This is a genomic window from Kitasatospora sp. NPDC056273 (genome assembly GCF_042268845.1).
Classification (GTDB): domain Bacteria; phylum Actinomycetota; class Actinomycetes; order Streptomycetales; family Streptomycetaceae; genus Kitasatospora.
The window spans coordinates 1-26,390 of record NZ_JBHJSJ010000057.1 but is presented as its reverse complement, the minus strand read 5'-3'; the positions used below and the strand labels follow the sequence as shown (position 1 = coordinate 26,390).

The 26,390-nt window shown below is 72.5% G+C and carries 21 protein-coding genes and 1 riboswitch; of the genes, 13 read left to right on the top strand and 8 right to left on the bottom strand.

Annotated elements, in window-relative coordinates:
* Positions 1 to 96 precede the first annotated feature (96 nt).
* Positions 97 to 1,386, bottom strand: coding sequence for an extracellular solute-binding protein (locus tag ACFCY1_RS34185; RefSeq protein ID WP_049649421.1), 1,290 nt, complete (start codon positions 1,384 to 1,386; stop codon positions 97 to 99).
* 340 nt (positions 1,387 to 1,726) lie between these two features.
* Here ACFCY1_RS34185 and ACFCY1_RS34180 point away from each other — a divergent pair, with 340 nt between their 5' ends.
* From ACFCY1_RS34180 to ACFCY1_RS34165, 4 genes are all read left to right on the top strand, one after another.
* Positions 1,727 to 2,518, top strand: a complete 792-nt coding sequence (locus tag ACFCY1_RS34180; RefSeq protein ID WP_049649420.1) for a GntR family transcriptional regulator — start codon at positions 1,727 to 1,729, stop codon at positions 2,516 to 2,518.
* A gap of 350 nt (positions 2,519 to 2,868) precedes the next feature.
* Positions 2,869 to 3,132: a DUF3311 domain-containing protein gene (locus ACFCY1_RS34175; protein WP_049649419.1), complete on the top strand. Its 264-nt coding sequence runs from the start codon at positions 2,869 to 2,871 to the stop codon at positions 3,130 to 3,132.
* Positions 3,129 to 4,739 carry a monocarboxylate uptake permease MctP gene (mctP, locus tag ACFCY1_RS34170; protein ID WP_049649418.1) on the top strand — a complete coding sequence of 537 codons (1,611 nt, stop codon included), beginning with the start codon at positions 3,129 to 3,131 and terminating at the stop codon, positions 4,737 to 4,739. The genes ACFCY1_RS34175 and mctP overlap by 4 nt, the downstream gene beginning before the upstream one ends.
* Positions 4,740 to 4,893: 154 nt before the next feature.
* A complete protein-coding gene (locus ACFCY1_RS34165; RefSeq protein ID WP_375877104.1) occupies positions 4,894 to 5,772 on the top strand; it encodes a histidine phosphatase family protein in 879 nt (292 codons plus the stop codon).
* A 37-nt stretch (positions 5,773 to 5,809) separates the two neighbouring features.
* Here the strand turns inward: ACFCY1_RS34165 and ACFCY1_RS34160 are convergent, their stop codons facing one another.
* Positions 5,810 to 6,784: a helix-turn-helix domain-containing protein gene (locus ACFCY1_RS34160; RefSeq protein WP_117489493.1), complete on the bottom strand. Its 975-nt coding sequence runs from the start codon at positions 6,782 to 6,784 to the stop codon at positions 5,810 to 5,812.
* Positions 6,785 to 7,195: 411 nt separating this feature from the next.
* Here ACFCY1_RS34160 and ACFCY1_RS34155 point away from each other — a divergent pair, with 411 nt between their 5' ends.
* Entirely contained in the window at positions 7,196 to 7,690 is a 495-nt protein-coding gene (locus tag ACFCY1_RS34155) for a GNAT family N-acetyltransferase (RefSeq protein ID WP_074001412.1), read from the top strand.
* A 19-nt stretch (positions 7,691 to 7,709) separates the two neighbouring features.
* On the opposite strand, the gene ACFCY1_RS34150 is transcribed toward ACFCY1_RS34155, so the two are convergent.
* From ACFCY1_RS34150 to ACFCY1_RS34140, 3 genes are all read right to left on the bottom strand, one after another.
* The gene (locus ACFCY1_RS34150) at positions 7,710 to 9,395 is read right to left on the bottom strand and encodes an ArnT family glycosyltransferase (protein WP_375877103.1); all 1,686 of its coding nucleotides are present in this window, start codon (positions 9,393 to 9,395) and stop codon (positions 7,710 to 7,712) included.
* A gap of 366 nt (positions 9,396 to 9,761) precedes the next feature.
* Positions 9,762 to 11,162 carry a LamG-like jellyroll fold domain-containing protein gene (locus tag ACFCY1_RS34145; protein WP_375877102.1) on the bottom strand — a complete coding sequence of 467 codons (1,401 nt, stop codon included), beginning with the start codon at positions 11,160 to 11,162 and terminating at the stop codon, positions 9,762 to 9,764.
* Positions 11,163 to 11,256: 94 nt separating this feature from the next.
* The gene (locus ACFCY1_RS34140; RefSeq protein WP_375877101.1) at positions 11,257 to 12,477 is read right to left on the bottom strand and encodes a ricin-type beta-trefoil lectin domain protein; all 1,221 of its coding nucleotides are present in this window, start codon (positions 12,475 to 12,477) and stop codon (positions 11,257 to 11,259) included.
* A gap of 435 nt (positions 12,478 to 12,912) precedes the next feature.
* Between ACFCY1_RS34140 and ACFCY1_RS34135 the strand changes: the two genes are divergently transcribed.
* The 5 genes from ACFCY1_RS34135 to ACFCY1_RS34115 all read left to right on the top strand — a co-directional run bounded on the left by ACFCY1_RS34135 (position 12,913) and on the right by ACFCY1_RS34115 (position 20,973).
* Positions 12,913 to 14,331: a glycosyltransferase family 2 protein gene (locus tag ACFCY1_RS34135; RefSeq protein ID WP_375877114.1), complete on the top strand. Its 1,419-nt coding sequence runs from the start codon at positions 12,913 to 12,915 to the stop codon at positions 14,329 to 14,331.
* A 5-nt stretch (positions 14,332 to 14,336) separates the two neighbouring features.
* Positions 14,337 to 15,455: a glycoside hydrolase family 26 protein gene (locus ACFCY1_RS34130; protein ID WP_375877100.1), complete on the top strand. Its 1,119-nt coding sequence runs from the start codon at positions 14,337 to 14,339 to the stop codon at positions 15,453 to 15,455.
* The gene (locus tag ACFCY1_RS34125) at positions 15,455 to 17,146 is read left to right on the top strand and encodes a glycosyltransferase family 39 protein (protein WP_375877099.1); all 1,692 of its coding nucleotides are present in this window, start codon (positions 15,455 to 15,457) and stop codon (positions 17,144 to 17,146) included. The genes ACFCY1_RS34130 and ACFCY1_RS34125 overlap by 1 nt, the downstream gene beginning before the upstream one ends.
* A gap of 72 nt (positions 17,147 to 17,218) precedes the next feature.
* A riboswitch (cobalamin riboswitch) is annotated at positions 17,219 to 17,353 on the top strand.
* 192 nt (positions 17,354 to 17,545) lie between these two features.
* Positions 17,546 to 19,957, top strand: a complete 2,412-nt coding sequence (locus ACFCY1_RS34120) for a ribonucleoside-diphosphate reductase subunit alpha (RefSeq protein WP_049652373.1) — start codon at positions 17,546 to 17,548, stop codon at positions 19,955 to 19,957.
* 20 nt (positions 19,958 to 19,977) lie between these two features.
* Positions 19,978 to 20,973, top strand: a complete 996-nt coding sequence (locus tag ACFCY1_RS34115; RefSeq protein WP_074001568.1) for a ribonucleotide-diphosphate reductase subunit beta — start codon at positions 19,978 to 19,980, stop codon at positions 20,971 to 20,973.
* A 73-nt stretch (positions 20,974 to 21,046) separates the two neighbouring features.
* Here the strand turns inward: ACFCY1_RS34115 and ACFCY1_RS34110 are convergent, their stop codons facing one another.
* A complete protein-coding gene (locus ACFCY1_RS34110) occupies positions 21,047 to 21,520 on the bottom strand; it encodes an SRPBCC family protein (protein ID WP_375877113.1) in 474 nt (157 codons plus the stop codon).
* Positions 21,521 to 21,679: 159 nt separating this feature from the next.
* Here ACFCY1_RS34110 and ACFCY1_RS34105 point away from each other — a divergent pair, with 159 nt between their 5' ends.
* The 3 genes from ACFCY1_RS34105 (at position 21,680) to ACFCY1_RS34095 (ending at position 24,206) form a co-directional block, all read left to right on the top strand.
* Positions 21,680 to 22,171: a hypothetical protein gene (locus ACFCY1_RS34105; protein ID WP_375877098.1), complete on the top strand. Its 492-nt coding sequence runs from the start codon at positions 21,680 to 21,682 to the stop codon at positions 22,169 to 22,171.
* 77 nt (positions 22,172 to 22,248) lie between these two features.
* Positions 22,249 to 23,118 carry a transcriptional regulator gene (locus ACFCY1_RS34100; protein ID WP_375877097.1) on the top strand — a complete coding sequence of 290 codons (870 nt, stop codon included), beginning with the start codon at positions 22,249 to 22,251 and terminating at the stop codon, positions 23,116 to 23,118.
* 104 nt (positions 23,119 to 23,222) lie between these two features.
* Positions 23,223 to 24,206: an NAD-dependent epimerase/dehydratase family protein gene (locus ACFCY1_RS34095; RefSeq protein WP_375877096.1), complete on the top strand. Its 984-nt coding sequence runs from the start codon at positions 23,223 to 23,225 to the stop codon at positions 24,204 to 24,206.
* A gap of 84 nt (positions 24,207 to 24,290) precedes the next feature.
* Here ACFCY1_RS34095 and def read toward each other — a convergent pair whose 3' ends face one another.
* Entirely contained in the window at positions 24,291 to 24,866 is a 576-nt protein-coding gene (def, locus tag ACFCY1_RS34090; RefSeq protein WP_375877112.1) for a peptide deformylase, read from the bottom strand.
* Between the two features lie 109 nt (positions 24,867 to 24,975).
* Positions 24,976 to 25,968, bottom strand: a complete 993-nt coding sequence (locus tag ACFCY1_RS34085; RefSeq protein WP_049652370.1) for a tetratricopeptide repeat domain-containing protein — start codon at positions 25,966 to 25,968, stop codon at positions 24,976 to 24,978.
* Between the last annotated feature and the right edge of the window lie 422 nt (positions 25,969 to 26,390).

The following is a 26,390-nucleotide window of genomic DNA, read 5'->3' as shown; positions in this document are numbered from 1 at the left end:
GCCCACCGGCCCCCCGCCGGGGGCCGGTGAACGACGCTGCTGGGACCCGCCCCCGGACTCCCGCCTGCGGGAGGGCCGAGGACGGGTCCCGGGTGCTTACTGCTTCTGGTTGAGCTTCTTGGCGATCTCGTCGTCGTACTTCTTGGCCGTGGAGGCGAAGTCGCCGCCCTGGAGGACAGCGGTCAGGAACTCCTTGACCGGGTTCGGGTTGTCCTCGACGCTGGACCAGTTCGGGGTGTTCGGGGTGATCGCGCCGACGGTGGCGCCCTGCTGGGCGGCCTTGGCGAAGTCGCCCTGGATGTTGGCGTTCAGCGCGGGCTTGTTCGTGGTGATGCCGGCGGCGGCGAACAGACCCTCGTTCTTGTCGTTGAGGGCGATCTTCAGGTAGTCCTTGGCCATGTCGGTGTTCTTGCTCTGCGAGGCGATCGCGAGGTTCGAACCACCGAGGAACACGCCGGTGGGCTTGTCGGCGGTCTTGCCGGGGAGCGCGAAGTAGCCGATCTTGTCCTTCGGCATGGCCTTCTCGTCCGGCAGCTCCCAGCCGAGGCCGATCATGGCGCCGACGTTGCCCTGGGCGAAGACGTCCTTCTGCTGCGGGGTGGCCTCGTCCTTGTCCTTCGGACCGGTGGCCGAGTAGCCCTGGAGCTTCTTGTAGGTCTCGAAGGCCTTCTGGCTCTCGGGCGAGCCCAGGCCGCCGACCCACTTGTCGCCGTCCTTCTTGGCGATCTTGCCACCCTCGCTGGTGAGCAGACCGAAGTAGACGTACCACTCCTGGCCGGGCATGTAGATCGGGTCGACGACGCCCTCGGTGGTCTTCAGCTTCTCCAGGTCGCTGTAGAACTCCTCCAGGGTCTTCGGCGTGTCGGTCAGGCCGGCCTTGGTCCACAGGTCCTTGTTGTAGGCGACCACGCGGTTGGTGACGTACCACGGGGCGGCGTACTGCTTGCCGTCCAGGACGGCGGACTCGTTCTGGTTGGCGGGCCAGGCGTCGCCGCCCAGGGCGGCCTTCTCCTTGGTGAGGTCGAGCAGACCGCCCGAGGAGGCGTAGCCGGCGGTCTGGGTGTTGCCGACCTCCAGGACGTCGACCGAGCCCTCCGACAGCGCGGCGGTGATCTTGGCGCCGATGCCGCCCCACTCCTGGGTCGCGTACTCGACCTTCGAGCCCGGGTAGGTGGTCTCGAACTCGGTCTTGACCGCGTCGGTCCAGCCCTTCGGGGCGGAGCCGGTCATGGTCCAGACCTTGAGCGTCTTGCCCTTGTACTTGTCCGCCGCGGAGGCGGAGGACGACCCCGAGTCGCCCTCGCTCTTCTTGCCGTCCGAGCCGCAAGCCGCCAGGCCGACGACCATTGCTGCGACGCCGACCGCCGCGATGAGCTGACGCTTCATTACGCCATCCTCCTGAGGGATGCCTGGGTTACCCCCGTCGGGCGGCAGCGGCAGACCCACACAAAGCGGGGGGAAAGGTGCCGCGGACCCCTTCGAACGGGTGGGGGGATTCATAGCTACCGGCCTAGTGGTGTAGACCAGCTGCCTGGAGCTTGGCCTAGACCAATGGGCCTGTCAACGGCTGTTCGACCGATCTCGACCACCCGTTATCAAGCCGACACCGCACATCGTTCATCGCGTGATGAGGTATTCGTTCCGTAGCCATACATGCAACGATGTGAGCCGTTAACGATGTGGCGGGGTCGCCGTAGGCCTCGCGAGAAGCGGGAGAACAGGTCCGATGAGCAGCGACGGGGGATCCACCGCCCAGGTCAACGACCCCGAGGTGAACAGCCTCCCGACGCAGGCCGGCACCGACCCGACCGCGCGCGTCCCCAAGTACTACGGCCTGAAGCGGCACCTGCTGCAGCTCACCGAGACCCAGCCCGCCGGCACCCCGGTGCCGCCCGAGCGGGCGCTCGCCGCCCAGTTCGACACCTCCCGCACCACCGTGCGCCAGGCCCTCCAGGAGCTGGTCGTCGAGGGCCGGCTGGAGCGCATCCAGGGCAAGGGCACCTTCGTCGCCAAGCCCAAGGTCGCCCAGGCCCTCCAGCTGACCTCCTACACCGAGGACATGCGGGCCCAGGGCCTGGAGCCCGCCTCCCGGCTGATCGAGATCGGCTACATCACCGCCGACGACCGGCTCGCCCCGCTGCTCGACATCAAGCCCGGCGGCCGGGTGCTGCGGATCGAGCGCCTGCGGCTCGCCAACGGCGACCCGATGGCCATCGAGGTCGCCCACCTCTCCGCCAAGCGCTTCCCGGCCCTGCGCCGGAACCTGGCCAAGCACACCTCCCTCTACGCGGCGCTGCGCGAGGTGTACGGGGTCACCGTGGCCGAGGCCGAGGAGACCATCGAGACCACCCTGGCCAACCCGCGCGAGGCCGGCCTGCTCGGCTCCGACCTCGGCCTGCCGATGCTCCAGCTCTCCCGGCACTCCTTCGACAACGACGGGGCCCCGGTCGAGTGGGTGCGCTCCATCTACCGCGGCGACCGCTACAAGTTCATCACCCGACTGAAGCGTCCGGAGTAGCCGCACTCCCCCACCGCATCCCGGGCACCGGCGCGCGCGACCCGCGCGCCGGTGCCCTTCGCGTTCCGCGGCGGCTTCTCCCGCGGCCCCCGGCGGTGGTGGCTTTTGCGCCCCCCGGCGGCGGACTCCGGCCGGTTGCGTCCGGCTGGTGGGAAGTTCGGTCAATCCCGGTGACATGGATCACCCCATGCTCTAGATTGCGCAGCCGTACTGACCTGACTGCCGATCACCGATGGTGCTGCTCGGCGGGCCCGTGCGGCGCTCGGCGCCGAGGGGCTGCGGCGCCGACGGGGAACCCCTCCGGAGCGGAGCCGAAGATGCCCTCTGATCCCCCCAGCGTCGAAGATGTCATGCCCGAGCCAGCCGGGAGGCCCGTCCCGGCCGTGACGCCCGAGCGGGTGCTGGCCGGCCTCGCCCTGCTCGTGCCGATCGTCGCGACGCTCTGGGTGTCCTCGTACGACAAGAGCGACCCGGCGGTGGCCGGGGTGCCGTTCTTCTACTGGTACCAGCTGCTCTGGGTGCCGGTGTCGGCCGTGTTCACGGTCGCCGCCTACCTGCTGATCACCCGGGACGAGAAGGCCCGCAAGGCGGCCCGGAAGGGCGGTGCGCGATGAAGGACGTCAACGTGCCGGCCCTCGTGGTCTTCGTGCTGTTCTTCGCCCTCGTCACCGTGATGGGCTTCCTCGCCTCGCGCTGGCGCCGCGCGGACAACGCCGCGCACCTGGACGAGTGGGGCCTGGGCGGCCGCAGCTTCGGGACCTGGGTGACCTGGTTCCTGCTCGGCGGCGACCTCTACACCGCGTACACCTTCGTCGCCGTCCCGGCCGCGGTGTACGCGACCGGCGCGGCGGGCTTCTTCGCGGTGCCGTACACGATCATCGCCTACCCGCTGGTCTTCCTCTTCCTGCCCCGGCTCTGGTCGGTCTCCCGGGTGCACGGCTACGTGACCCCGGCCGACTTCGTGCGCGGCCGGTACGGCTCGCGGCCGCTGTCGCTGGTGGTCGCGCTCACCGGCATCCTGGCCACCATGCCGTACATCGCCCTGCAACTCGTCGGCATCCAGGCCGTGCTGGACGTGCTGGGGGTCGGCGGCGGGGAGAACGCCAACTGGTTCGTCAAGGACCTGCCGCTGTTCATCGCCTTCGGCGTGCTGGCCGCCTACACCTACTCCTCCGGCCTGCGGGCCCCGGCGCTGATCGCCTTCGTCAAGGACGCCCTGGTCTACATCGTGATCATCGTCGCGGTGATCTACATCCCGATCCGGCTCGGCGGCTACGGGCACATCTTCGACTCGGCCGCGCAGCACTTCAAGGAGGTCAAGGGCGGCTCGCTGACCATCCCCGAGAACAAGCAGTGGACGTACGCCACGCTCGCCCTCGGCTCGGCGATGGCGCTGTTCATGTACCCCCACTCGGTGACCGGCGTACTGGCCTCCAAGTCCCGCAAGACCGTGCGCCGCAACATGGCGATCATGCCCGCCTACTCGCTGATGCTGGGCCTGCTGGCGCTGCTCGGCTTCATGGCGCTCGCGGCGGGCGTCGGCAAGGGCGTCAAGGGCTACAACGCCCAGCTGTCGGTGCCCCAGCTGTTCGCGGACATGTTCCCGGACTGGTTCACCGGCGTGGCCTTCGCCGCGATCGGCATCGGCGCGCTGGTGCCGGCCGCCATCATGTCCATCGCGGCGGCCAACCTGTTCACCCGCAACGTCTACAAGGAGTGGCTCAAGCCCGCCGCAACCCCCGCCGACGAGACCCGGATCGCCAAGCTGGTCTCGCTGCTGGTGAAGGTCGGCGCGCTGGTCTTCGTGCTCGGCATGGACAAGCAGGCCGCGATCAACCTCCAGCTGCTGGGCGGCCTGTGGATCCTGCAGACCTTCGTGGCGATCGTCGGCGGCCTGTTCACCCGCTGGTTCCACCACTGGGCGCTGTTCGCCGGCTGGGCGGCCGGCATGGTGTACGGCACCTGGAAGGCGTACGGGATCGCCAGCCCGGCCACCAAGCACTTCGGCGGCAACGCGGCCGAGATCCCCGGCATCGGCGAGATCGGCTACATCGGTGTCACCGCCTTCGCCCTCAACCTGGTCGTCGCGGTGGCGCTCACCCTGGTGCTGCGGGCGGTCAAGGCGCCGGACGGCCCGGACGAGACCAGGCCGTCCGACTACAGCGCCGAAGCCGGCGACGACGAGCTGAAGAACGCGCCGGAGCCTGTAGCGGCGCACTGATTCGCGCGGTACGCGCCCTGTGATCGCGCCGCCTTCTCCGTGAACACTGGAGAAGGCGGCGCGATCATATGTATGAACAGGCGTGCACGCCGGGCACCACCAGACCGGACCGGCATCCGGCCGGGACCTGATCGACCACGGGGAGCTCGCGGCCATGGCAGAACTCGGCACCACCCTCAACGGCCAGCACCAGTCCACGCAGGGCCAGCACCACCACGTCACCGCGCAGGGCCAGCACGGCACCGCCCAGGGTCAGCACACCGCCGGCCACGGGCCGCACACCACCGGCCAGGGCCAGCACGGCACCGCCCACCGCCCGTCGGCGGCCGGCCGGCTGCCGTCCGTGCTGATCGCCACCCGGCACGGGGAGTCCACCGCCAACGTCGAGTTCCAGCTGGCCGAGGCCGCCGGAGCGCTCAGCGTCCCGATCAGCTGCCGCGACGCCGACATCCCGCTGTCGCTGCAGGGCCGGCAGCAGGCCCAGGCGCTCGGCCACTGGTGGGCCGGCCTGCCCAGCGCCGACCGCCCGCGCAGCGTCTGGTGCTCGCCGTACGTGCGCACCGCCGAGACCGCCCGGATCGCGCTCGCCCAGGCCGCCGGGCTCGGCTCCGTCCCGGTCACCCTCGCCGTCCGGTACGACGAGCGGCTGCGCGACCGCGAGCTCGGCGTCCTGGAGATGCTGCCGAAGGCCGCGATCGAGGCCAAGCACCCGGAGGAGGCGGCCCGGCGGCGCAAGATGGGCGAGCTGTACTACCGCCCGCCGGGCGGCGAGTCCTGGGCCGACGTCGCCCTGCGGGTGCGCAGCCTGCTGCGGGACCTCTGCGAGGAGGAGGCCGGACGGCCCGTCCTGCTGGTCGCGCACGACTGCACGGTGCTGATGCTCCGCTACGCGCTGGACCGGCTCACCGAGGACCAGCTCACCGCGCTCGGGCCGGTGCACAACTGCTCCACCAGCCTCTGGCGGGCCCAGGACGGGCGGCTGCGGCCGGACGGCTGGAACGGCGTCGGGCACCTGACGGCCGGGGCTGACTGACGGCCGGCGGAACCTGCTGGCGCGAGCCTGCGGCCCCTCAGCCCGCCTTCGGGTCCGGGTCCGGGTCCGGGTCGGCGAAGCAACGCCGGTAGGCCAGCGGCGTGGTGCCCAGCCGGCGGCCGAAGTGGTGCCGCAGCGCGGCCGCGTTGCCGAAGCCGCAGCGGGCGGCGATCGCGTCCACCGGCTCGGTGGTGGACTCCAGCAGCCGCTGGGCGAGCAGCACCCGCTGCCCGACCAGCCAGCGGTGCGGGGTGGTGCCGGTCTCCTGCTGGAAGCGGCGGGCGAAGGTGCGCGGCGACATGTGCGCCCGGGCGGCCAGCTGCTCGACGGTGGCCTCCTCGGCCAGGTGGTGGCGCATCCAGTCCAGCAGCGGGGCCAGCGAGTCGCCGGCGGCCTCCGGCAGCGGCCGGTTCACGAACTGGGCCTGCCCGCCCTCCCGGTGCGGTGCCACCACCATCCGGCGGGCGATCTCCCGGGCCACCTCGGCGCCCTGCACCTTGCGCACCAGGTGCAGACAGGCGTCGATGCCGGCCGCCGTCCCGGCCGAGGTGATCACCGGGTCGTCGTCCACGTACAGCACGTCCGGCTCGACCGTGGTCAGCGGGAAGCGCTCGGCCAGCTCCTCGCCGTGCCGCCAGTGCGTGGCGGCACGACGGCCGTCCAGCAGCCCGGCGGCGCCCAGCACGAAGGCGCCGCTGCAGATGGACAGCACCCGGCCGCCGCCCTCGACCACCCCGCGCAGCGCCGCCAGCAGCGGCTCCGGGTAGCCGGGGCGGATGCTCGCCGCGGTGACCACGGCGAGGTCCGCACCGGCGAGGCGCTCGGGACCGTACGGGACGTCCACCGCGAAGCCGGAGTGGGTGGCGTGCGGCCCGGGACGGGCCCCGGCGATCGCGAAGTCGTAGCCCGGCAGCCCGTCGGCGGTGCGGTCCAGGCCGAACACCTCGCAGGCCACACCCAGTTCGAAGGGGTGGACCTCCTCCAGCACCACCGCGACCACGTTCTTCAGCATGCCCACCAGGATGCCCCCGGCGCCCGCCCCGGCGGAAGGAATGAGGACGGCGGGAGGATGGCAGGATTTCGAGGTGATCGGTCGTTCCTGCCACTCGTGGCCGCGGCGCCGCCCGGCCACAGTGGTGCCCATGGACAGCGACACCCTCATCGGCTCACTCGCGATGACCGCGGCCGTCGGCGGTTTCGGCCTGCTCGGCCTGCTGATCGGCCGCGAGACCTCCCACGGCCCGGCGGCCGGCCGCGACAACTACCACCGCCCGGGCGGCTACCCGGCCGACCCGGCCCGCCCCGACCGGCTGCACGGCACCGCCGACCCGGCCGCGAAGGCGGCCCCGTCGAGCGCTTCGACCCGTTCGACCCGTTCGACCCCGGAGGACCGTCCCGACCAGGGCTCCGGCACACTGGCCGCATGGACTTCCTCATCCGCCAGGCCCTCCCGGAGGACCTCGCCGACGCCGGCCGGATCACCGTCGAGGCCTTCGTCGGCGACGGCTTCACCAACCCCACGAGCAGCTACGTCGACCTGCTGCGCGACGCCGGGCGACGGGCCCGCGAGGCCGAACTCCTGGTCGCCGTCGACACGGCCGGAGCCGGGGTCCTCGGCTGCGTGACCTACGCGGTCGGCGGCACCGAGTGGGCGGACATCGCCACCCCGCGGGAGGGCGAGATACGGATGCTCGCCACCGCCGCCGCCTCCCGCGGCCGCGGCGTCGGCGAGGCCCTGGTCCGCGCCACCGTCACCCGCAGCCGCGAACTCGGCCTGGCCGGCATGGCCTTCTCCACCCGCCCGGAGATGACCACCGCCCACCGCGTCTACGAGCGCATCGGCTTCCGGCGCACCCCCGAACGCGACTGGGCCCCGTACCCGGGGATGGACCTGATGGTCTACACCATGGCCTTCTGACGACCGGCCCGGGCGCCCGTCACGGCTTCTTGTCGTACCCGGGCGCCACGTAGACGGTGTACCGGCCGTGCTTCCCGCTCGTCACCACGGTGACCACCCGGTACCCGGAGGCCTTCAGGGTGGGCTGGATCGCCTTGTCGGTGGCCCCGGTCTGGGTGAAGTCCAGGACCACGACCTTCCACTCGTGGGCCTGGATGCCGGCCTGGATCGCGGGCACCCCGTTCTGCATCTCGCCGGTGGCCGGGTCCCGGCGGAAGACGGCCACCAGGTCGTGCCACTGCTGCCAGGTGGTCTGCTTGCGCAGGTAGTACGCGGGGACGTTGTAGTTCTCGACCAGGTACCGGTCGTCGCCCTTGACGATGTACGGCTCCAGGGCGGCGACGAACTCCTTCGAGTTCGACCACTCGCCGTACATCTCCCGGCCCTGGGCCGCGCCCACCCAGGCGAGCGGGCCGACCACCAGGGCGGCCGCCGCCACCCCGGCCACCAGGTGCAGACGGCCCTTCAGCCACAGCGCCGTACGGGCCAGCACCAGGCCCACCACGATGCAGGAGAACCAGGCGCCGAAGTCGACGTGCTTCTGCAGCGACAGCCAGGTGTGGATGCGGATCTGGTTCACCGGCGCCATCAGCCCGGCCAGCAGCAGCAACAGCGCCAGCCAGAACTCGGGCCAGGCCGCGCCGCCGCGCCGCCGCGCCCGCACCAGCTGCACCAGCACCCCGGCCAGCGCGACCACCAGCAGCGGACCCACCCAGCGGGCGGCCTCCGAGGCCACGTAGGAGTACGAGTCGTGGCCCGGGGCGCGCTTGAGCGTGGTGTGGTTGAAGCCGTTGACGTACTTCTCGCCGGCCGCCAGCGCCGCCGCGCCGACCGCCACCACGAAGGTGAGCAGCACCAGCAGCCCGCGCCGCCAGGCCTCCCAGCTGCGCAGCGACCCGCGCGGCCCGGCCAGCACCGCGATGCCGCACACCACCGGCACCCACAGCAGCGCGGCGTACTTGGTGGCGCCGGCCAGGGCCAGCAGCAGCCCGGAGGCGACCAGGCTCGGGTACCCGCCGCCCGTGGTCAGCCGCACCGCGAAGTACCCGGCCCAGGCGAGGACCGCCAGCGCCATCGCGTCGTAGGTGGCCAGGCCGCCGAGGAACTGGGTGGGGCCGAGCGCGACGAAGGCCGCCGCCGCGCAGAACGCCGCGAGCGAGCCGTGCAGCCGACGGGTGGCCAGGTGGACGGCCGTGGTGGCGGAGAGCATGAACGCCAGGCTCAGCAGCCGGGCGCCGTTCAGCCCGCCGACGAAGTCCGCGACGGCCACCACCACCGGGTAGATCAGCGGGGATCCGGAGAAGAAGGTCTCGTACGTCGACACCGGGGTGCCGTGCCGCAGGTGCGCGATCTCCTGGTAGCCCGCGTAGATGTAGGTGCCCTCGTCGATGAAGGCGGTGTTGCTGAGGATCAGGTGGTACGAGAGCGCCGCCTGGACCAGCAGCACGGCCAGCAGCGGCAGCCAGTCCGCCCGCAGCACCGGCCGGGCCGGGTGCGGCACCCGGGGCGGCCCGGGCCTGCGGCGGCGCCGGTCGGCCGGGGAGACCGGCGTCGGCCCGGGGCCCGTCCGGCCGCGCTCGCCGAGGGCCACCCCGCCCGGCCGGGCTCCGCCGAGGACGGGCTTGCGGGTGGACTCGGGCCGGATCCAGCGGCCGTCCGCGCTCATCAGTACTGCTCCTCATCTGGGACTTCGCATCCGGACGCGCCGTGGAGCGCGCGCCCCGGGGCGCGCTTCGGCCGCCGCCCCACACTGCCGGGGGCGGCGGCCGGACGTTCACGGGGGCCGGTCGGCCCCGCGGCGGATCCCGCGGGACCCGCCCCTGGCGGTGCTAGGGCCTGTCTTCGAACTCGCGTCTGCGGGGCGACGCCGGGGCACGCACCTCGCCGCGTTGTCGTCGGTCGCCAATGGCCCCCAGCCTTCGGCCGGGAGGTGCCCCCACCGCAGTGGCTCCCTCCTCCGCCTTGCGATGCACGCACCCCAACGCCGCCCCGCCCGCCCTCCGGGCGGACGACGGGAGTTCGAAGACAGGCCCTAGCCGCCGAGCCAGGCGCCGGTCGGCGCGATGGACGGCGGCGAGCTCGGGCCGGCCACGATCTTGACGATGTCGGCCTCGGGCAGCACCTGGTCCCACACCTGGATGTCGGCGACGGCGCCGTGCCAGGGGTCGGCCCACTGCGAGTTGGAGCTCAGCCGGCCGACCTGGAGGGAGTTGCTGCCGCTCGGCTGCACCCCGGCCGACTTGGCCGAGGACTGCGGAGCGCCGTTGACGTACAGGGTGAGCTGGCCCGACGGGTCGTCGTACACGCCGGTCAGCAGCACCCACTGGTTGACCGTCGCGTCGCCCTTGGACCAGGCGATCGCCGAACCGCCGCCCGGCACCTGGACCTTGAAGTACCACTGGTCGTGCCCGTTGTTGCCGGCCCGGCCCAGCGCGAACGAGTAGTACTGGCCGTCGCCCTGGCTGACCGCGCTGCGGTTGCCGTTGGGCACGTCGACCAGCACCCGCGCGGAGACGGTGAAGCTCTTGTTGACCTCGACGACCGACGTGGAGGTCGAGGCGAACGAGTCCTGGCCACTGGGCAGTTTGAGGACCTGCCCGGAGAATCCGGCCATCGTCCCCTGCTTGGCGTCCGCCCCCAGGTTGAGCGCGGCCGCGCCCTTCTTGGCGGGCAGCGAGCCGACGGTCGGCGGGCTGTCGATGCCCTTGAGCGGCGGCGCGCTCGTCGTGTTCGACGGGCCGGTGACCGTCGGGGTCGGCGAGCCGGCGCCATGGGCCGTCGGCGTCTTCTCCTTGCCGTGCTGGTAGTACCAGTACCCGCCGCCACCGGCGGCGGCCACCACGACCACCGCGGTCACCGCACCGATCAGCTTGAGCCTGCGGCCGCGCTTGGCGGACTGCTCGTTCTGCTCGGCCAGCGCCTCCCAGTTCGGCGTGCCGGCCGGGGAGAGCGCCGGGCCGGGCGGGGGGACGGGCGGCTGGAAGCCGCCCTGCTGCTGCCAGTGCGCCACGGGCTGGCCCGGCTGCGGCTGGCCCGGCTGCGGGCCCGGCGGGAAGGGCTGCCCGACGGCCGGTCCGGGCTGCGGCATCGGTGCCTGCGGCTGCGGCTGAACCGCCTGCGGCTGGACGGGCTGTGGTGCCACCGGGCCGGGCTGCGGCGCCACCGGACCGGGCTGCACCGGCCCCGGCGCCACCGGGGCGGGTCCGCCGCCCTGGTGCGGCACCGGCGGCACCGGCTGCGCGACCGGATGCGGCGTCATCTGCTGGGGCTGCGCGGGTGCGGGCGGCGGCCCGTAGCCGGACGCGGGGCCGAAGGCTCCGCTCGGGAACTGCGGTGGCACACCGGTGGCCGGAGCGGGCCCCCCGGCCGGTGCCTGCTGCGGTGGCGTGGCGGGCTGGCCCGGCTCGCCACTCGGTACCGGTCGATCGCTCATGGCCCGAATGCTAGGGCATCCACCCCGACACGCCCATGGGGGGTGCGCGGACGAAACGTCAGCGCGGCCGGGGTTTCCCGGGTGCGACGCCGGCTCACGCGACCCCGTTGTAGGGCAGCTTCCAGCGCTGCGAGACGGTGTCCGCGCACGGGCGCAGGAGCACCGCCGTGCCGTCCGCGAGCGCCCCGCCCGCGGTGCCCAGGCACAGCCCGGTGTCCGGGTGCTTCAGCCGCTGCCCGGGGGCGGTGACCCAGCGCTGGGCCGAGCCGCCGGTGCACTCGGCCAGGGTCACCGAGGAGCGGTCGGCGCCCGGTGCCAGGCAGGCCGCCCCGCCGCGCAGCGAACCGTCGTTGCCCACCGTCCACCCGGTCGAGACGGCCTGGTCGCCGCAGGATCCGACGGTCACCGGGCTGCCGGCGGTCCCGCCGCCGCCGTGCCGCAGGCAGATCCCCGGGGCGCCCGCCGGGACCTCGCCGGCCGGCAGGCCGACCCGGTTGTGGAAGGCGAAGGAGTTGCTGCGCAGGCCGGTCCCGCCGCTCCAGACCTCGAACCCCGCCTGCACCCGGCAGAGGTAGGAGCTCTTCGGGACGTAGCCGCGCGCCATCGCGTCGGCGGTGAACAGCCGCAGGTCGAGGCCGCGGGTGGTGTGGGTGGGTGCCGTGCGGACGTAGCTGATCACGCTGTGCGGGCCGGTGATCGGCGCCTGGTAGACGTGGTAGCTCGCGTCCCCGAACGGCAGGGCGTCCGCCACCTTGTCGCCGGCGGGCCGCACGTTGTCGGTGGCGTCCAGCCAGATCATCACCTCGGCACTCTCCCCCGGCAGGCAGTTGTCCGGGCTGGAGCCGTACCAGAGGTCGAAGGAGAGGTTGAAGGAGCCGCTCACCCGGCCGTTGGCGTCCCAGTCGGCGGTGGCGTCGCCGAGCGCGCTGACCGGCACCGGCAGTCCGCTCGCGCCCGGGGCGGTCGAGACGTTGGGGTAGGCGCCCGGGGCGAGCGGGTTCTTCGGGACGAAGTCGTTGATCCGGGACACCGTGAACCCGCTGTCCCCGACCGGGTCCACGCAGACCGTGCCCGCGGTGTTCCACGGGTTCGGTTCGAGGATCTTGGCGCCGCCGTCCATCGCCAGCTTGGGGAACGGCTCCTGAGCGGTCGAGCAGATGCCCGGCCCGGACAGCGCCGTCGCCGGGACGGCCGGCGGCTCCACCGCCCCGACGTCGCCGCTGCACCCGGCCAGCAGCGCGGCGACCGCACCGAAGGCGGCGACCGCCCGCAGGCCCCGCGCCACGCGCCCGGCCGCGCCGTCCTCGATGCCCATCGCTCTCCCCCGAACCGTCCTCGCCCGTCGAACGGACAACCGTACACAGGCGCTCCGGCCGCACCCCCGTTCACATCACGATCGGAGCTCGATATCGGTTCCGGGCGGCCGGTCGAACAGGGGGAAGCGGACGCAGAGCGATCGGTCCCGTACGATCCTGGCGTCCCCTGGTGCCCGAGCGACAACGGCCACCACCCGGGGACGGTTCAGACTCAGTACGGCTTCGGGGGAGTAGAGCACGTGACTGTCACCGAGAGCGCGCGACTCGCGGGAAGCGGTCAGCCGCCGGTCTCACGACGCCGCAGCCGGCGCGGCCCGGCCGCCCGCAACCGGTGGGGGCTGCTCCCCCAACCCCCGGACAACACCGAGAAGTACCTCTACGCCCGCACCAACCTGTGGGTGCTGACCTGCTTCTCCCTCATCAGCTTCGCCTGCATGGTGGCCAGCGAGATCGGGCTGCTGAGCGCGACGCCGTGGTTCCTCTTCTTCATACCGCCGCTCGCCTTCACCATCGTCTACTACCTGATATCCCGCTGGGTGCACGGCTTCAACGAGACCTTCGACCTCTCCGCCCACCGGGCCCTGGTCAAGTCCTGGCAGCCCGAGCACCATCCGACCGTCGACATCTTCCTCCCGGTCGCCGGCGAGCCGATCGAGGTCCTGCACAACACCTGGACGCACGTCGCCCGGCTCCGCGACCAGTACCCGGGCGACGTCACCCCGTACGTCCTCGACGACAGCAACAGCCCGCAACTCGCGCAGATGGCCATCGACTTCGGGTTCGTGTACGGCACCCGCGACAAGCTCGGCTGGTTCAAGAAGGCCGGCAACCTCCAGTTCGGCTTCCGCAACTCCGACAGCGACTACATCCTCATCCTGGACGCCGACTTCGCGCCCCGGCCGGACCTGCTGAACGAGATGCTCCCCTACATGGAGGCCGACCCCCGCCTCGGCATCGTCCAGTCCCCGCAGTTCTTCCGCATCCTGGACTCGCAGAACTGGATCGAGCGCGGCGCCGGCGCCGTCCAGGAGCTGTTCTACCGGACCGTCCAGGTCTCCCGGCAGCGCAGCGACGGCGCCATCTGCGTGGGCAGTTGCGCGGTGTACCGGCGCGCGGCGCTGGAGGAGAACGGCGGCACCACGCTGATCGGCCACTCCGAGGACGTGCACACCGGGTTCGACCTGCGCCGCCTCGGCTGGGACCTCCAGTACATACCCGTCGCGCTGGCCACCGGCGTCTGCCCGGACAACGTCGGCGGCTTCTTCAACCAGCAGTACCGCTGGTGCACCGGCTCGATGAGCCTGCTCGGCAGCAAGAAGTTCTGGCAGACCAAGCTGCGGCCGATCACCCGGGCCTGCTACCTGTCCGGCTTCTTCTACTACATCCACACGGCGCTGTTCACCGTCGTCTCACCGCTCATCCCGATCGTCCTGCTGCTCGCCCGCCCCGACCTGATCCGCTGGGAGAACACCGCGCTGGTGCTGCCCGGCCTGCTCTACGCGACGGTCATCTTCCCGCTCTGGCACCGCAACCCCTACCGGCTGGAGGCCTGGGCCGCCCGCATGATGTACGGCTGGGCGCACGTCTTCGCCATCTGGGACATCGTGCGCCGCAACCGGATGGCCTGGCAGCCGACCGGCTCCAGCGGCGCCAAGCGGAACAGGACCCGGCGGTTCTGGATCGGCGTCATCGCCTGGGGCGGCGGAACCGCCCTGCTCTGGGTGCTGCTGAGCATCTGGCGGATGCTCACCATGGGCCCGCTGAACTTCGCCCTCGTCCTCGCCTCCGGCCTCTTCTACGCCACCATCGTGGGCCGGGTCCTCGTCCAGCCCCGCCCGACGGAAGCAGTGTGATCGCCATGACCGCCCACCCGAGACGGGCCGGCCGGCTCCGTCACCGGCTGGCGCTCCCGCTGCTGGCCGCCGCCGGCCTGCTGCTCACCACCGCGTGCGGCCCCGAGGACCCCGGCTTCGCGATGCAGAAGGACCTCGCCCAGGCCGCCCCGGCCGCCACCCCGGCCCCCGGCGCCCCCGGGACTCCCGGCGCTCCGGGCGCGGCCCCCGCCGCGGGGGGCACCGCACCGGCCGCGCCCGCCACGCCCAAGGCCCTGCCGGCCGGCGTCCCGTACGACGTCACGCCGCTGCTCAGGCCGAGCCACAAGTACCTCGGCGCCGCCCTGCCCGACGTCCCCGCCACGATGGACGCGCTGCCCGGCTACCGCGACGCGATCGGCAAACAGCCCAACGTCCTGGAGTTCTACGCCCACTGGAAGGGCGGCTTCGACACCGCGGGCGCCCGCCGGATCCACGACGCCGGGGCGCTGCCCTTCATGGCCTGGGAGCCGCACGACCGCTCGCTCGCCTCGATCGCGGCCGGCGACACCGACGACTACGTGCGCGGCGTCGCCAAGGCCGTGGCCAGGTTCAACCTGCCGATCGCCGTCAGCATCGCCCACGAGATGAACGGCGACTGGTACCCGTGGGGCCGTCAGGCCGCCACCCCCGAGGACTTCGTGGCCGCCTGGCGCCACGTCCACGACCTCTTCGACCAGGCCGGCGCCACCAACGTGATCTGGGTCTGGAGCCCCAACATCACCGACCCCGCGCCCAACACCCGCCTGGAGCCGTACTACCCCGGCGACACCTACGTCGACTGGGCCGGCATGACCGGCTACTTCACCAAGACCGGGCCCAAGACCTTCGACGCGCTCTACGGCCCGACCATGGCCGAGATCCGCGGCTTCTCCCAGAAGCCCTTCTTCATCAGCGAGACCGCCTCCGAGCAGGGCAAGCGCCAGCACGCGGACATCGACCAGCTGTTCTCCGGGCTGGAGGCGCACGACGACATCGTCGGCTTCGTCTGGTTCAACATCGTCAAGCGGGCGGACTGGCGGGTCGAGGCCGTGCCGGACACCCTCGCCGCGTTCAAGCAGCGCGTGTCCGACCCCCGTTACGGCTTCGACATCCGGAACCCCTGATGAGCACTGAGTCCGAGTTCTCCCCCGTCCCGCACGGCCGCTCCGCCCACGACCCGGCCGCCGAGCCGGACCCGGACGGGCCCGGCGCCGTGGCGGTGGACAGCCCCGACGGGCCCCGCCCTGTCGTATCGGTCGACAACCCCGACGGCGTCGAGCTGGCCCCCTACACCATCCCGCGGGTCCCCGCGATCGGCTGGGACCCGGGCACCAGCCCCCGGCGCCGGTGGATCGCCCGCGGCCTGCTGGGCGCCGTCCTCACCGTCCAGGCCGCCCTCTCGCTGCGCCTGCTGGCCGCCGCGCACCCCGACGAGGCCGCCGCCATGGTCGCCGGCCGCCAGCAGCTGGCCCACCTGCTGCACGGCAACCCCGTCACCACCGACCTGGTCGACCGGGTGCACGGCTCGCCCTGGCTCTACCCGCCGCTGGCCGGCGCCGCCGCCGACGCCAACGGCATCTGGGGCACCCGGCTGCTCAGCCTCGGCTTCGCGCTGCTCACCACGGTCCTGCTGTACTCGCTGACCCGGCGGCTGTTCAACGAGCGGGTCGCCATCTGCGCCATCGCCGGGTACGCCGTCCTCCAGTCCACCGTGGTGGTCGGCTTCTACGCCGCGCCCGAGTCCCTCGCCGTCCTGCTGGTCGCCCTCGCGGCCTGGACCACGGTGTTCACCGCCGGCCGCCATCCGGCCCTGGCCCTGCTCGCCGCCCCGCCCACGGCGCTGGCCTGCGCCACGGCCTACTCCGCGGCCTTCGCCGTCCCCGCCCTGGTGGCCCTCGCCTTCGCCTGCGCCCGGCCGTACCACCGGGTGGGCCCGGCCGCCCTGCGCTCACTGCTGACGGCCCTCGGCACCCTCGTCCTGCTGCTCCCGTACGGCACCCTCGGCAAGGTCGCCGGGTGGTCGCCCTCGCGCGGCAACGCCCCCGGCTCGGCCGGCTCGGTCCTGCTCGGCACGCTCCAGTGGGCCGGCCTGTTCACCGTCCTCGCGGTGGCCGGCACCATCGCCTACGCGCGCCGCGAACAGATGCCCGAGCACGACGCGCCGGAGAAGGAGCCCCTCCCCACCACCCGGGGCCGGCGCGCCCTGCTCGGGGCCGTCCTGACCGCCACCGCCCTGCTGGTCCCCGCCGCCCACCTGTGGACCGGCACCTCCGGCGCGCTGTTCCGCCACCTCGGCTACGGCATGCTGCTGGCCGCCCCGCTCGCCGGGGTCGGCCTGACCCGGCTGGTCGGCGCCCACTTCCGCCACCCCCAGCTCGGCATCCTGGTCTGGGTCGCCCTGCTCGCCCTCGGCCTGGAACAGTCCGCGCTGCGCTACCAGAACGGGCCCGACTCCGGCCGCCTGCTGGCCGTCCTGCGGGTCCACACGGAGCCCCAGGGCCGCTACCTCACCGAGGTCGACGGACTCGCCGAGTACTACCTCGGCGGCGTCTCCAAGCCCGAGCAGTGGGTCTCCGCGCGCGCCGGCACCGACTACCGCGACGGGGCCGGCGTCGAGCACCACGGCGACGACGGCAGCGTCGCCGCGATCCGGGACGGCTGGTTCACCATGGTCGTCCTCGACAGCACCGCGCCGAGGGCCACCGACCGGGCCCTGGGCGAGGCCCTGGGCGCCGCCGGACACTACCGGCTGGTCGCCCAATTCACCTCGCCGACCGGCGATTCGAGCACGTACAAGGTCTATCTGAAGCACTGACCGGCCGCCCGGCCCACGCACATCCGCGACACGACAGGCACAACATATGGTGCCGCCGCAGTCCGGCGGCACAACATGTATGCTCGCTTCTGCTGTCGATGCAGGGGAACCCGGTGCGAATCCGGGACTGCCCCGCAGCGGTGAGCGGGCGGCTCCAGCAGCCGCACCCCGCGAGTCCGAGTACCTGCCGACGGCGTGCGCCACGGCCCTCCCGCAGAGGCCGCGCCGGCACCAGCAGTACCCCTCCGGGCCTCGCGGGCGGGCCGGGGAGTCACCTCGCGCGACGCTTTTTTGCGTTCGCGCCGTGCTCCCCTGCCCAGATCGGCCCGGTGGCCCCCCGAGCACCGCCGCCGATCGCCGCCAGGAGAGAGCGCCTTGACCACCGCTGCCTCAGCCACCCTGCCCGCCCAGGGCTCCGGTACCGCCTTCACCGACCCGACGGTCTCCGACCCCGGGGGCGCGCTGCTGCGGCTGCTCACCGACCGCAGCACCGACCTCACCGAGGTCGACCCCGGCCATGTCGCCGCCGCCGCGCTGCGCGGCCGCCACGCCGGCTCGGACTTCGCCGAGCTGCGCGGGCTGGCCGTGGACGCCGCCGCGTCGATGATCGCCGAGGACCCCCAGTACTCGAAGCTGGCCGCCCGCCTGCTCGCGCTGGAGATCGTCGACGAGGCGAACAGCCAGGGCTCGGTGTCCTTCTCCGCCTCGATCGCCGTCGGCCACACCGAGGGCCTGATCGGCGACACCACCGCGGACTTCGTCGCCAAGCACGCCGCCGCCCTGGACGCGCTGATCGACACCGCCGGCGACGACCGCTTCGAGTACTTCGGCCTGCGCACCGTGCAGTCCCGCTACCTGCTGCGCCACCCGATCACCCGCAAGGTGATCGAGACCCCGCAGCACTTCCTGCTCCGCGTCGCCTGCGGCCTGGCGGTCGGCGACTCCGAGCAGTCGGTGCGCGAGGTGGCCGAGCTGTACGGCCTGATGAGCCGCCTGGAGTACCTGACCTCCTCGCCGACGCTGTTCAACTCCGGCACCCGGCACCCGCAGATGTCGAGCTGCTACCTGCTCGACTCGCCGCTGGACAACCTGGACTCGATCTACAACCGCTACGCGCAGATCGCCCGCCTGTCCAAGCACGCCGGCGGCATCGGCCTGTCCTACTCGCGCATCCGCTCGCGCGGCAGCCTGATCCGCGGCACCAACGGCAAGTCCAACGGCATCGTGCCGTTCCTGCGCACCCTCGACTCCTCGGTCGCCGCCGTCAACCAGGGCGGCCGCCGCAAGGGCGCGGCCTGCGTCTACCTGGAGACCTGGCACGCCGACATCGAGGAGTTCCTGGAGCTCCGCGACAACACCGGCGAAGAGGCCCGCCGCACCCACAACCTCAACCTGGCGCACTGGATCCCGGACGAGTTCATGCGCCGGGTCAACGCCAACCAGGACTGGTCGCTGTTCTCCCCGGCCGACGTGCCGGAGCTGGTCGACCTGTGGGGCGCCGACTTCGACGAGGCCTACCGCAAGGCCGAGCTGGCCGGCAAGGCCGTCCGCACCATCCCGGCGCAGACCCTGTACGCCCGCATGATGCGCACCCTGGCGCAGACCGGCAACGGCTGGATGACCTTCAAGGACGCCTCCAACCGCGCCGCCAACCAGACCGCCCTGCCGGGCCGCACCGTGCACTCCTCCAACCTGTGCACGGAGATCCTGGAGGTCACGGACGACTCCGAGACCGCCGTCTGCAACCTCGGCTCGGTCAACCTCGGCGCCCACGTGGCCCCCGGTGCCACCGTCGACGACCTGCTCGGCGCCATGGACTGGGAGCGCCTCGACGCCACCGTCCGCACGGCCGTGACGTTCCTCGACCGCGTGGTGGACATCAACTTCTACCCGACCACCGAGGCCGGCACCTCCAACTCCCGCTGGCGGCCGGTCGGCCTCGGCGTGATGGGCCTCCAGGACGTCTTCTTCAAGCTGCGGATCGACTTCGACTCCGCCGAGGCCGCCCGCCTGTCCACGCTGATCGCCGAGCGCATCATGCTCACCGCGTACGAGCGCTCCGCCGACCTGGCCGAGCAGCTCGGCCGCCACGAGGCGTACGGCGAGACCCGCGCCGCCCGCGGCGAGCTGCACATCGACCACTTCCCGACGGCCGCCCCGCAGTGGGCCGACCGCTGGACGGCGCTGCGCGCCCGGATCGCCGAGACCGGCCTGCGCAACTCGCTGCTGCTGGCCATCGCGCCGACCGCGACCATCGCGTCCATCGCCGGCGTGTACGAGTGCATCGAGCCGCAGGTGTCCAACCTGTTCAAGCGCGAGACGCTGTCCGGCGAGTTCCTCCAGGTCAACCCGTACCTGGTGCGCGAGCTCAAGGAGCTCGGCGTCTGGGACCAGCAGACCCGCGACGCCCTGCGCGACGCCAACGGCTCCGTCCAGGACCTGAACTGGCTGCCCGCCGGGGTCCGTTCGCTGTACCGGACGGCCTGGGAGCTGCCGCAGCGCGCGCTGATCGACCTGGCCGCGGCCCGCATGCCGTACCTGGACCAGAGCCAGTCCCTGAACCTGTTCATGGCGGCGCCGACCATCGGCAAGCTCAGCTCGATGTACGCCTACGCGTGGAAGGTCGGTCTGAAGACCACCTACTACCTGCGTTCGCGCCCGGCCACCCGCATCGCCCAGGCCGCGTCCGGCACCGCCCGTGCCGCCGCGCCGGCACCGGTGCCCGTGAACACCCCCTCCCTCACCCCGGAGCAGGAAGCCGCCATCGCCTGCTCCCTGGAGAACCCCGAGTCCTGCGAGGCCTGCCAGTGACCACCCCCGAAGACCGCAAGATGCTGCTCGACCCCGGCTTCGAGCTGACCCTGCGCCCGATGCGCTACCCGTCGTTCTACGACCGGTACCGGGACGCGATCAAGAACACCTGGACCGTCGAGGAGGTGGACCTGCACTCCGACGTCGCCGACCTGGCGAAGCTCAGCGAGGGCGAGCGCCACCTCATCGGCCGGCTGGTCGCGTTCTTCGCGACGGGCGACTCGATCGTCTCCAACAACGTGGTGCTGAGCCTCTACAAGCACATCAACTCGCCCGAGGCGCGCCTGTACCTCTCGCGGCAGCTGTTCGAAGAGGCCGTGCACGTCCAGTTCTACCTGACGCTGCTGGACACCTACCTGCCCGACCCGGAGGACCGCAACGCGGCCTTCGCCGCGGTGGAGAACATCCCCTCCATCCGCCAGAAGGCGCAGTTCTGCTTCAAGTACATGAACGCGGTCGACCACATCGACTCGCTGCAGACCAAGGAGGACCGCCGCGCGTTCCTCCTGAACCTGATCTGCTTCGCGGCTTGTGTGGAGGGCCTGTTCTTCTACGGCGCCTTCGCCTACGTGTACTGGTTCCGTTCGCGCGGCCTGCTGCACGGCCTGGCCACGGGCACCAACTGGGTGTTCCGCGACGAGTCCATGCACATGGACTTCGCGATGTCGGTGGTCGACACCGTCCGCGAGGAGGAGCCCGACCTCTTCGACGACGAGATGGCCAAGCAGGTCACGGAGATGCTGGAGGAGGCCGTCGAGGCCGAGCTCCAGTTCGCCCAGGACCTGTGCGGTGACGGCCTGCCCGGCATGAACACCGCCTCGATGCGCGAGTACCTGCAGGCCGTGGCGGACCAGCGCCTGGCCCGCCTGGGCCTGCCGATCCGCTACGGGTCGACGAACCCGTTCGGCTTCATGGAGCTCCAGAACGTCCAGGAGCTGACCAACTTCTTCGAGCGCCGCGTCTCGGCGTACCAGGTCGCCGTCGAGGGCTCCGTCGCCTTCGACGACGACTTCTAAGAAGCACACGAAACACCAGAGGTGCCCCGCACGGCTCGGCCGTGCGGGGCACCTCTGTCGTTGCCCGCCGCCGTCACCCGGCGTCGCCGTTCCCGGCCCGCCGGCGGCCGGCGGTGAGGTCGGCGTCGGCGGCGGCGAGGATGCGGCCGAAGGTGTGGGCGATGACCGGCTTGGCCAGGGCCCGGGTGAGGGCCGCGCCGAAGGGCAGCCGGACCTGGAAGGTGGTCGTCCACGCGACCTCCGTCCCGCCGGGGACCTCGGTGAAGGTCATCCGGCCGAGTTCGTGCCGGGACGGCGGCAGGCTGCGCTCGACCGTGTAGTCGAAGCCGTACGGCCGGTTGTACGCGGTGACCCGCTCGCGGAACCAGCCGATCGCCCAGGTGTGCACCCGTACCGCCCCCACGCCGTACGGCGCACCGGCGCCCGGCCGGGCCAGGCGGGCCCGGAGAATGAGCGGGGAGCGGGTGTAGTTGGTGGTGGTGGCGCACCAGTCGAACACGTCCTCGATCGGTGCGGCGATGACGCGTCGGACGGTCAGGGTCTCCATGGTCATGTCCCCTCTCTCGGTCGGCGGCGCGGACTGCGGCCACCGCGCCCGACAGATGGACCGGGGAGCCGTCGGAAACGTGACACCGGGGCCGCCGCCCCGTCCCGGAGCGCCTCCGGCCACACCCCCAAATCTATCGAATCTGCTACGGTCGTACGCATGACGAAATATACCGGCGCCCAGTCCGCCGTGACCGAGCTCCGGATGCCCCTCGACACCAAGGTGGTCATCTGGGCCTTCTGCGGCGCGGTCGGCGCCGGCCTCGGCTTCGCCGTCCCGTGGCTGCTCCAGTTCGCCGCCCGGCACCCGATCCCCTACGCGGACACCGTGCGCTTCCTGGGCTCGTTCACCTCCCCGGCCATGGTGATCGGCCGACCGGTGGCGCTCGCCGCCGTCGGGCTCGTGGTCGGGATGTTCGTCACCTACCACGCCGCCACGCTGCGCATCTCGGACGAGAGCATCACCGTCGTCGAGGGCGACGACAGCCGGGTGATCACCCGGGACCAGGTCGGCGGCGTCTTCCGCCACGGCGGCAAGGTGCGGATCGAGTCGCCGGTCGGCCGGGTCCTCTTCGACGACGACGTCGAGGGCGGGAAGGCGGCCATCGCCTCGGCCTTCCGCCGCCACGGCTACCCCTGGGAAGGCGCCTGATCTCCCGCGTGCCGGATGTGGCACATTGACCGGACGGCCCCAGCCCCGGGCCCCGTGATCGAGAACCGAGGTCTCCCGTGTCCGCAGACAACGCCGCGCCGTACCGACCCGCGCCGCGCACGGTCGTCGAGGCCTGCTTCGACCCGCAGGGCACCGCCCCGCTCGACTACGTCTACGACGTCGCCGCGGCGGCCGGCCTGTCCGACCAGCCGGTACGGCTGGCCGTACGGCGGCTGGAGGCGGCGGGCGTCCTGCGGCAGGAGGGGCGGGGCCGCAAGGGCCGGCTCGTCCTGACCGACGCGGGCCGGCTCCGCTCGGACCTGGACGTCCGGTTCGTCGCACTCGCCTACGCCCAGGACGCCGGGCGCGCCCCCTGGGACGGGCTCTGGCGCCTCTACACCTTCTCCGTCCCCGAGCGGCACCGGGCGGAACGCGACGCCCTGCGCACCGCGCTGACCCGGCTCGGCGCCGCCCCGCTCGCGCCCGGCGCCTACGTCAGCCCGCACGACCTGCTCGACGAACTCGCCGCCGAGGCCTCGGCGGCGACCGTCGACGCCTACCTGGTCACGGCGGAGGCCACCCGCCTGACCGGCCGGGGCTTCACCGGCCCCGCCGCCACCGCCGAGCACCTCTGGCCCGCGGCCGGGACGGTCGAGGCCTACCGGCCCCTCGCCGAGGCGCTGGCCGAGGAACCCCTCGGCCCCGACCGCGGCTCCGTCGAACTCGTCGCCACCGCGCTGCGCCTGGCCGAGGCCTTCACCCACGCCCTGGAGCTCGACCCGCTCCTCCCCCCGGAGCTGCGGCCCGCCCCGTGGCCGCCGGCCGGGGTCCGGCGCGGCTTCGACGAGGCCTGGACCGCGATCCGCGGCCGCACCCCCGACCTCTCGCTCTTCCGCGCCTTCGACACGGAGCCGGAACGCCACGAACCGGAGCGCCACGCGCCGTAACAGCGCGAACCGGGGCAACACCTGTCCGCCTGATTTTCACCCGGACGGACGCGATTCCGAATTCCCGGATCGCGAATATGTTCGATGCTTGATATATCGATAATATGCTCGAAGAATACGACAAGGTATTGGTGTCGGGCGGATTGGGTTTCGTCGGAAGGCACCTGACCAGCGCCCTTCTCTTTCTCGGGAAAGAGGTGGCGATCATCGACAACGCCCGGACCGCGACGAGCATCTCGGCGCCGTCCGGGACCACCCTGCACCTGCTGGACATCCGCGAGGTCGACGCCGTCGCCGAGGCCGTGGACGACGCCGACCTGGTCTTCCACGTCGCCGCGAACGCGAACGGCACGCTGTCGGTGACGCAGCCGCGCCTCGACTTCGAGATCAACGCACTCGGCACCCTGATCTTCGCCGAGGCCCTCCTCAAGGCGTCCGTCCGCCGGGTCGTCTACGTCTCGTCCGCGTCCGTCTACGGAACTCCGCGGAAATTCCCCATGGACGAGGACCACCCGACCCGCCCCTTCGTCCCGTACGGCGCGTCGAAGCTCAGCGGCGAGATCACCTGCCTGGCGCTCCACCGCGCCTGCGGTCTGCCGGTGGTGGTCGGCCGCCCGTTCTGCGTCTACGGGCCGGGCGAGAACCCGCACGAGGCGATGGTCGAGGTCGGCCGGTTCCTGCGCTGGCACCTCAACCACCAGCCCATCCAGATCGTGGGCGACATCGACCGGAAGACCCGCGACTTCGTCCACGTCACCGACCTGGTCCAGGGGCTGCTGACGATCGCCGACCGGGCCGAGCTGGGCGAGGTGTTCAACATCGGCTCCGGTACCGAGGCGTCGATGCGCGACCTCGTCAACACGATCGGGGAGGCCACCGGCGTCACGCCCGAGGTCAGCGTGATCCCGGAGATCGAGGACGACACCTACCGGCTGGTCGGCGACATCTCCAAGCTCCAGGGCCTCGGCTACCGGCCGGCGGTCTCGCTCGCCGAAGGGGTGCGCGACCTGGCCGACCACCTCGGCGCGAACCCGGAGCTCCCCGGCAGCCCGACCATCTTCTCCCGCGGCCAGCACGGCGAGTCCTGAGCCGCTCCCCCGTACCGGACCGCCCCACGGAACGCCGAGGGCCGGGACACCAGCGGTGTCCCGGCCCTCGCGTACGACGGACCGTCAGCCGTTCGCCACGGTCGCGTACTTCGGGGTGCCCTCGGCCATCTGCTTCAGGGCGTCCTTGCGGTCCCGCTTCGACAGCTTGTCGATGTAGAGGGTGCCGTAGAGGTGGTCGGTCTCGTGCTGGAGGCAGCGCGAGAAGAAGCCGGTGCCCTCGACGCGGATCGGCTGACCGTCCTTGTCGACGCCGGTGACCGCGGCGTAGTCCGGGCGGGCCAGCTCGGCGTAGGCGGTCGGGACGGAGAGGCAGCCCTCGTTGCCGTCGTCCAGGACGCGGCGGCGGTCGGCCGGGTACTCCTCCAGCACGGGGTTGATCACGTGGCCGATGTGGCGCACGCCCTCGTCGTCCGGGCAGTCGTAGACGAAGACCTTGAGGTCGACGCCGATCTGGTTGGCGGCGAGGCCGACACCCTCGGCGGCGTACATCGACTGGAACATGTCGTCGATCAGCGCGGACAGCTCGCCGTCGAAGACGGTGACGTCCTTGACCTCGCGGTGCAGCACCGGGTTGCCGACGACGGTGATCGGGCGGGCGGTGCCCTTGCTGAGGTCGGGCTCCTCACCGATCACCTTCACGGGCGCCTCGGCCGCCGTCCCCTCCACGTCGTGCTCGTGCTCGTGCTGCTCGGCCTGCTCCGCCATGTCTTCCGCTTCCGTCGGTGTACGCGTTACCTCACCAGGGTACTCAGCACACTTCTTCGAGGTCCCGGTACGCCCGGCTTCCCGGGGCGGACGCGACCCAGCGGTCCAGCAGGGTGCGCACCAGGTGGGCCGGGGCGGCGATCCCGCACTCGCGCTCGACCAGCCAGGACATCCCGGCCGCGCCGCCCTGGCTGAGGTGGCTGAGGTGGCCGGGGTGGGCGGCGTCACCGTCGTCGTGCGGGTCGTGGTGGGCGGCGACCCCGTCGTCGGAGGCCATCCGGCTCTCCGAGCAGGCGCGGCACAGCAGCCGCACCGAGGAGGTCCAGTCCTCGGCCGCGTAGCCGGCGTCGGCGACCAGCCGCTCCAGCGCGTCCCGGTCCCCGGCGGTGGCGGCCTGCAGCAGCACCACGTACGTCGGCACCGGGGAGGGCGCCCACAGCTCGATCTCGTCGAACACCGGGTAGGCGACGCCGTCGGTGACCCGCTCGCCGTGCGGGGCGCCGTCGTGCAGCACCACCTCGCCCCAGCGGCGGCCGGAGGAGGGCAGCGGGATGGACAGCACCTCGATCCGGGCCGGATCCAGCCGGCGGCCCCAGACCACCTCGGACTCGCCGTCCGGGGACAGCCGCACCGGGGTGGTGCCGAGGTCCAGGCTGACCGGGCCGTCCGGCTGCGCGCCGGGGCCGCCGGACAGCTTCAGCCCGTACGCCTGCCAGGCGCGGCGGGCCAGCGGCCAGTCCTGGAGGGCGGTGGCGGTGATGCCGAGGTTCCACCAGTCCGGGGCGCCGTGCTCGCGGTCCAGCAGGGCGACGGCGCGCAGGCCGGCCGAGCGGGCCTGCTCCCAGTCCCGGCGGAACTTGTGCAGCAGGGCGAGGTTGAACCAGGAGTCGGAGAGCCACGGCTCCAGGTCGGCGGCCATCACCAGCAGGGCGCCGGCGTCCTCGTAGCGGCCGTCGCCGATCAGCGTGAAGGCCCGGTCGGTCGTCTGCCGCCAGGTGGCGGACGGCCGGTGCCGTGCCCGGTGGAAGATCCTCACGTTCGTCCCTGCCGTCGTCGTCCGCTCAAGTCCCGTGCCACCGTGCCCGTACCGCCTCGGAGGGCGCCCGGGCCCGGTGCCCCGGGTCGGTGTTCCACGCTACGACCGCATCCAACCACGCCCGCCCCCGCCCGCGCTCCCCACCGCCGAGGTTGGGGCCCGCCCCTCCCCAGCCTGCCTGTCCGATGCCGCCCGCTCAACCCCTGACGGCCGGAACCCGCATCCCGGGCCCCGCGGCGGCGGCCGACGGCCCGGGCCGTACGGGCCCGCGGACCCTGCTCCGCCCGGCCGTACGGGCCCCGCGGACCCGAGTTCGAGGACGGGCGCTAGGGCCTGTCTTCAAACTCCCGTCGTCCGCCCGGAGGGCGGGCGGGGCGGCGTTGGGGTGCGTGCATCGCAAGGCGGAGGAGGGAGCCACTGCG

Coding starts and splice junctions, on each gene's coding strand:
- ACFCY1_RS34185 (WP_049649421.1), bottom strand. CDS start 1,386: ATGAAGCGTCAGCTCATCGCGGCGGTCGGCGTCGCAGCAATGGTCGTC.
- ACFCY1_RS34180 (WP_049649420.1), top strand. CDS start 1,727: ATGAGCAGCGACGGGGGATCCACCGCCCAGGTCAACGACCCCGAGGTG.
- ACFCY1_RS34175 (WP_049649419.1), top strand. CDS start 2,869: ATGCCCGAGCCAGCCGGGAGGCCCGTCCCGGCCGTGACGCCCGAGCGG.
- mctP (WP_049649418.1), top strand. CDS start 3,129: ATGAAGGACGTCAACGTGCCGGCCCTCGTGGTCTTCGTGCTGTTCTTC.
- ACFCY1_RS34165 (WP_375877104.1), top strand. CDS start 4,894: ATGGCAGAACTCGGCACCACCCTCAACGGCCAGCACCAGTCCACGCAG.
- ACFCY1_RS34160 (WP_117489493.1), bottom strand. CDS start 6,784: ATGCTGAAGAACGTGGTCGCGGTGGTGCTGGAGGAGGTCCACCCCTTC.
- ACFCY1_RS34155 (WP_074001412.1), top strand. CDS start 7,196: ATGGACTTCCTCATCCGCCAGGCCCTCCCGGAGGACCTCGCCGACGCC.
- ACFCY1_RS34150 (WP_375877103.1), bottom strand. CDS start 9,395: ATGAGCGCGGACGGCCGCTGGATCCGGCCCGAGTCCACCCGCAAGCCC.
- ACFCY1_RS34145 (WP_375877102.1), bottom strand. CDS start 11,162: ATGAGCGATCGACCGGTACCGAGTGGCGAGCCGGGCCAGCCCGCCACG.
- ACFCY1_RS34140 (WP_375877101.1), bottom strand. CDS start 12,477: ATGGGCATCGAGGACGGCGCGGCCGGGCGCGTGGCGCGGGGCCTGCGG.
- ACFCY1_RS34135 (WP_375877114.1), top strand. CDS start 12,913: ATGGTGGCCAGCGAGATCGGGCTGCTGAGCGCGACGCCGTGGTTCCTC.
- ACFCY1_RS34130 (WP_375877100.1), top strand. CDS start 14,337: ATGACCGCCCACCCGAGACGGGCCGGCCGGCTCCGTCACCGGCTGGCG.
- ACFCY1_RS34125 (WP_375877099.1), top strand. CDS start 15,455: ATGAGCACTGAGTCCGAGTTCTCCCCCGTCCCGCACGGCCGCTCCGCC.
- ACFCY1_RS34115 (WP_074001568.1), top strand. CDS start 19,978: ATGCTGCTCGACCCCGGCTTCGAGCTGACCCTGCGCCCGATGCGCTAC.
- ACFCY1_RS34110 (WP_375877113.1), bottom strand. CDS start 21,520: ATGGAGACCCTGACCGTCCGACGCGTCATCGCCGCACCGATCGAGGAC.
- ACFCY1_RS34105 (WP_375877098.1), top strand. CDS start 21,680: ATGACGAAATATACCGGCGCCCAGTCCGCCGTGACCGAGCTCCGGATG.
- ACFCY1_RS34095 (WP_375877096.1), top strand. CDS start 23,223: ATGCTCGAAGAATACGACAAGGTATTGGTGTCGGGCGGATTGGGTTTC.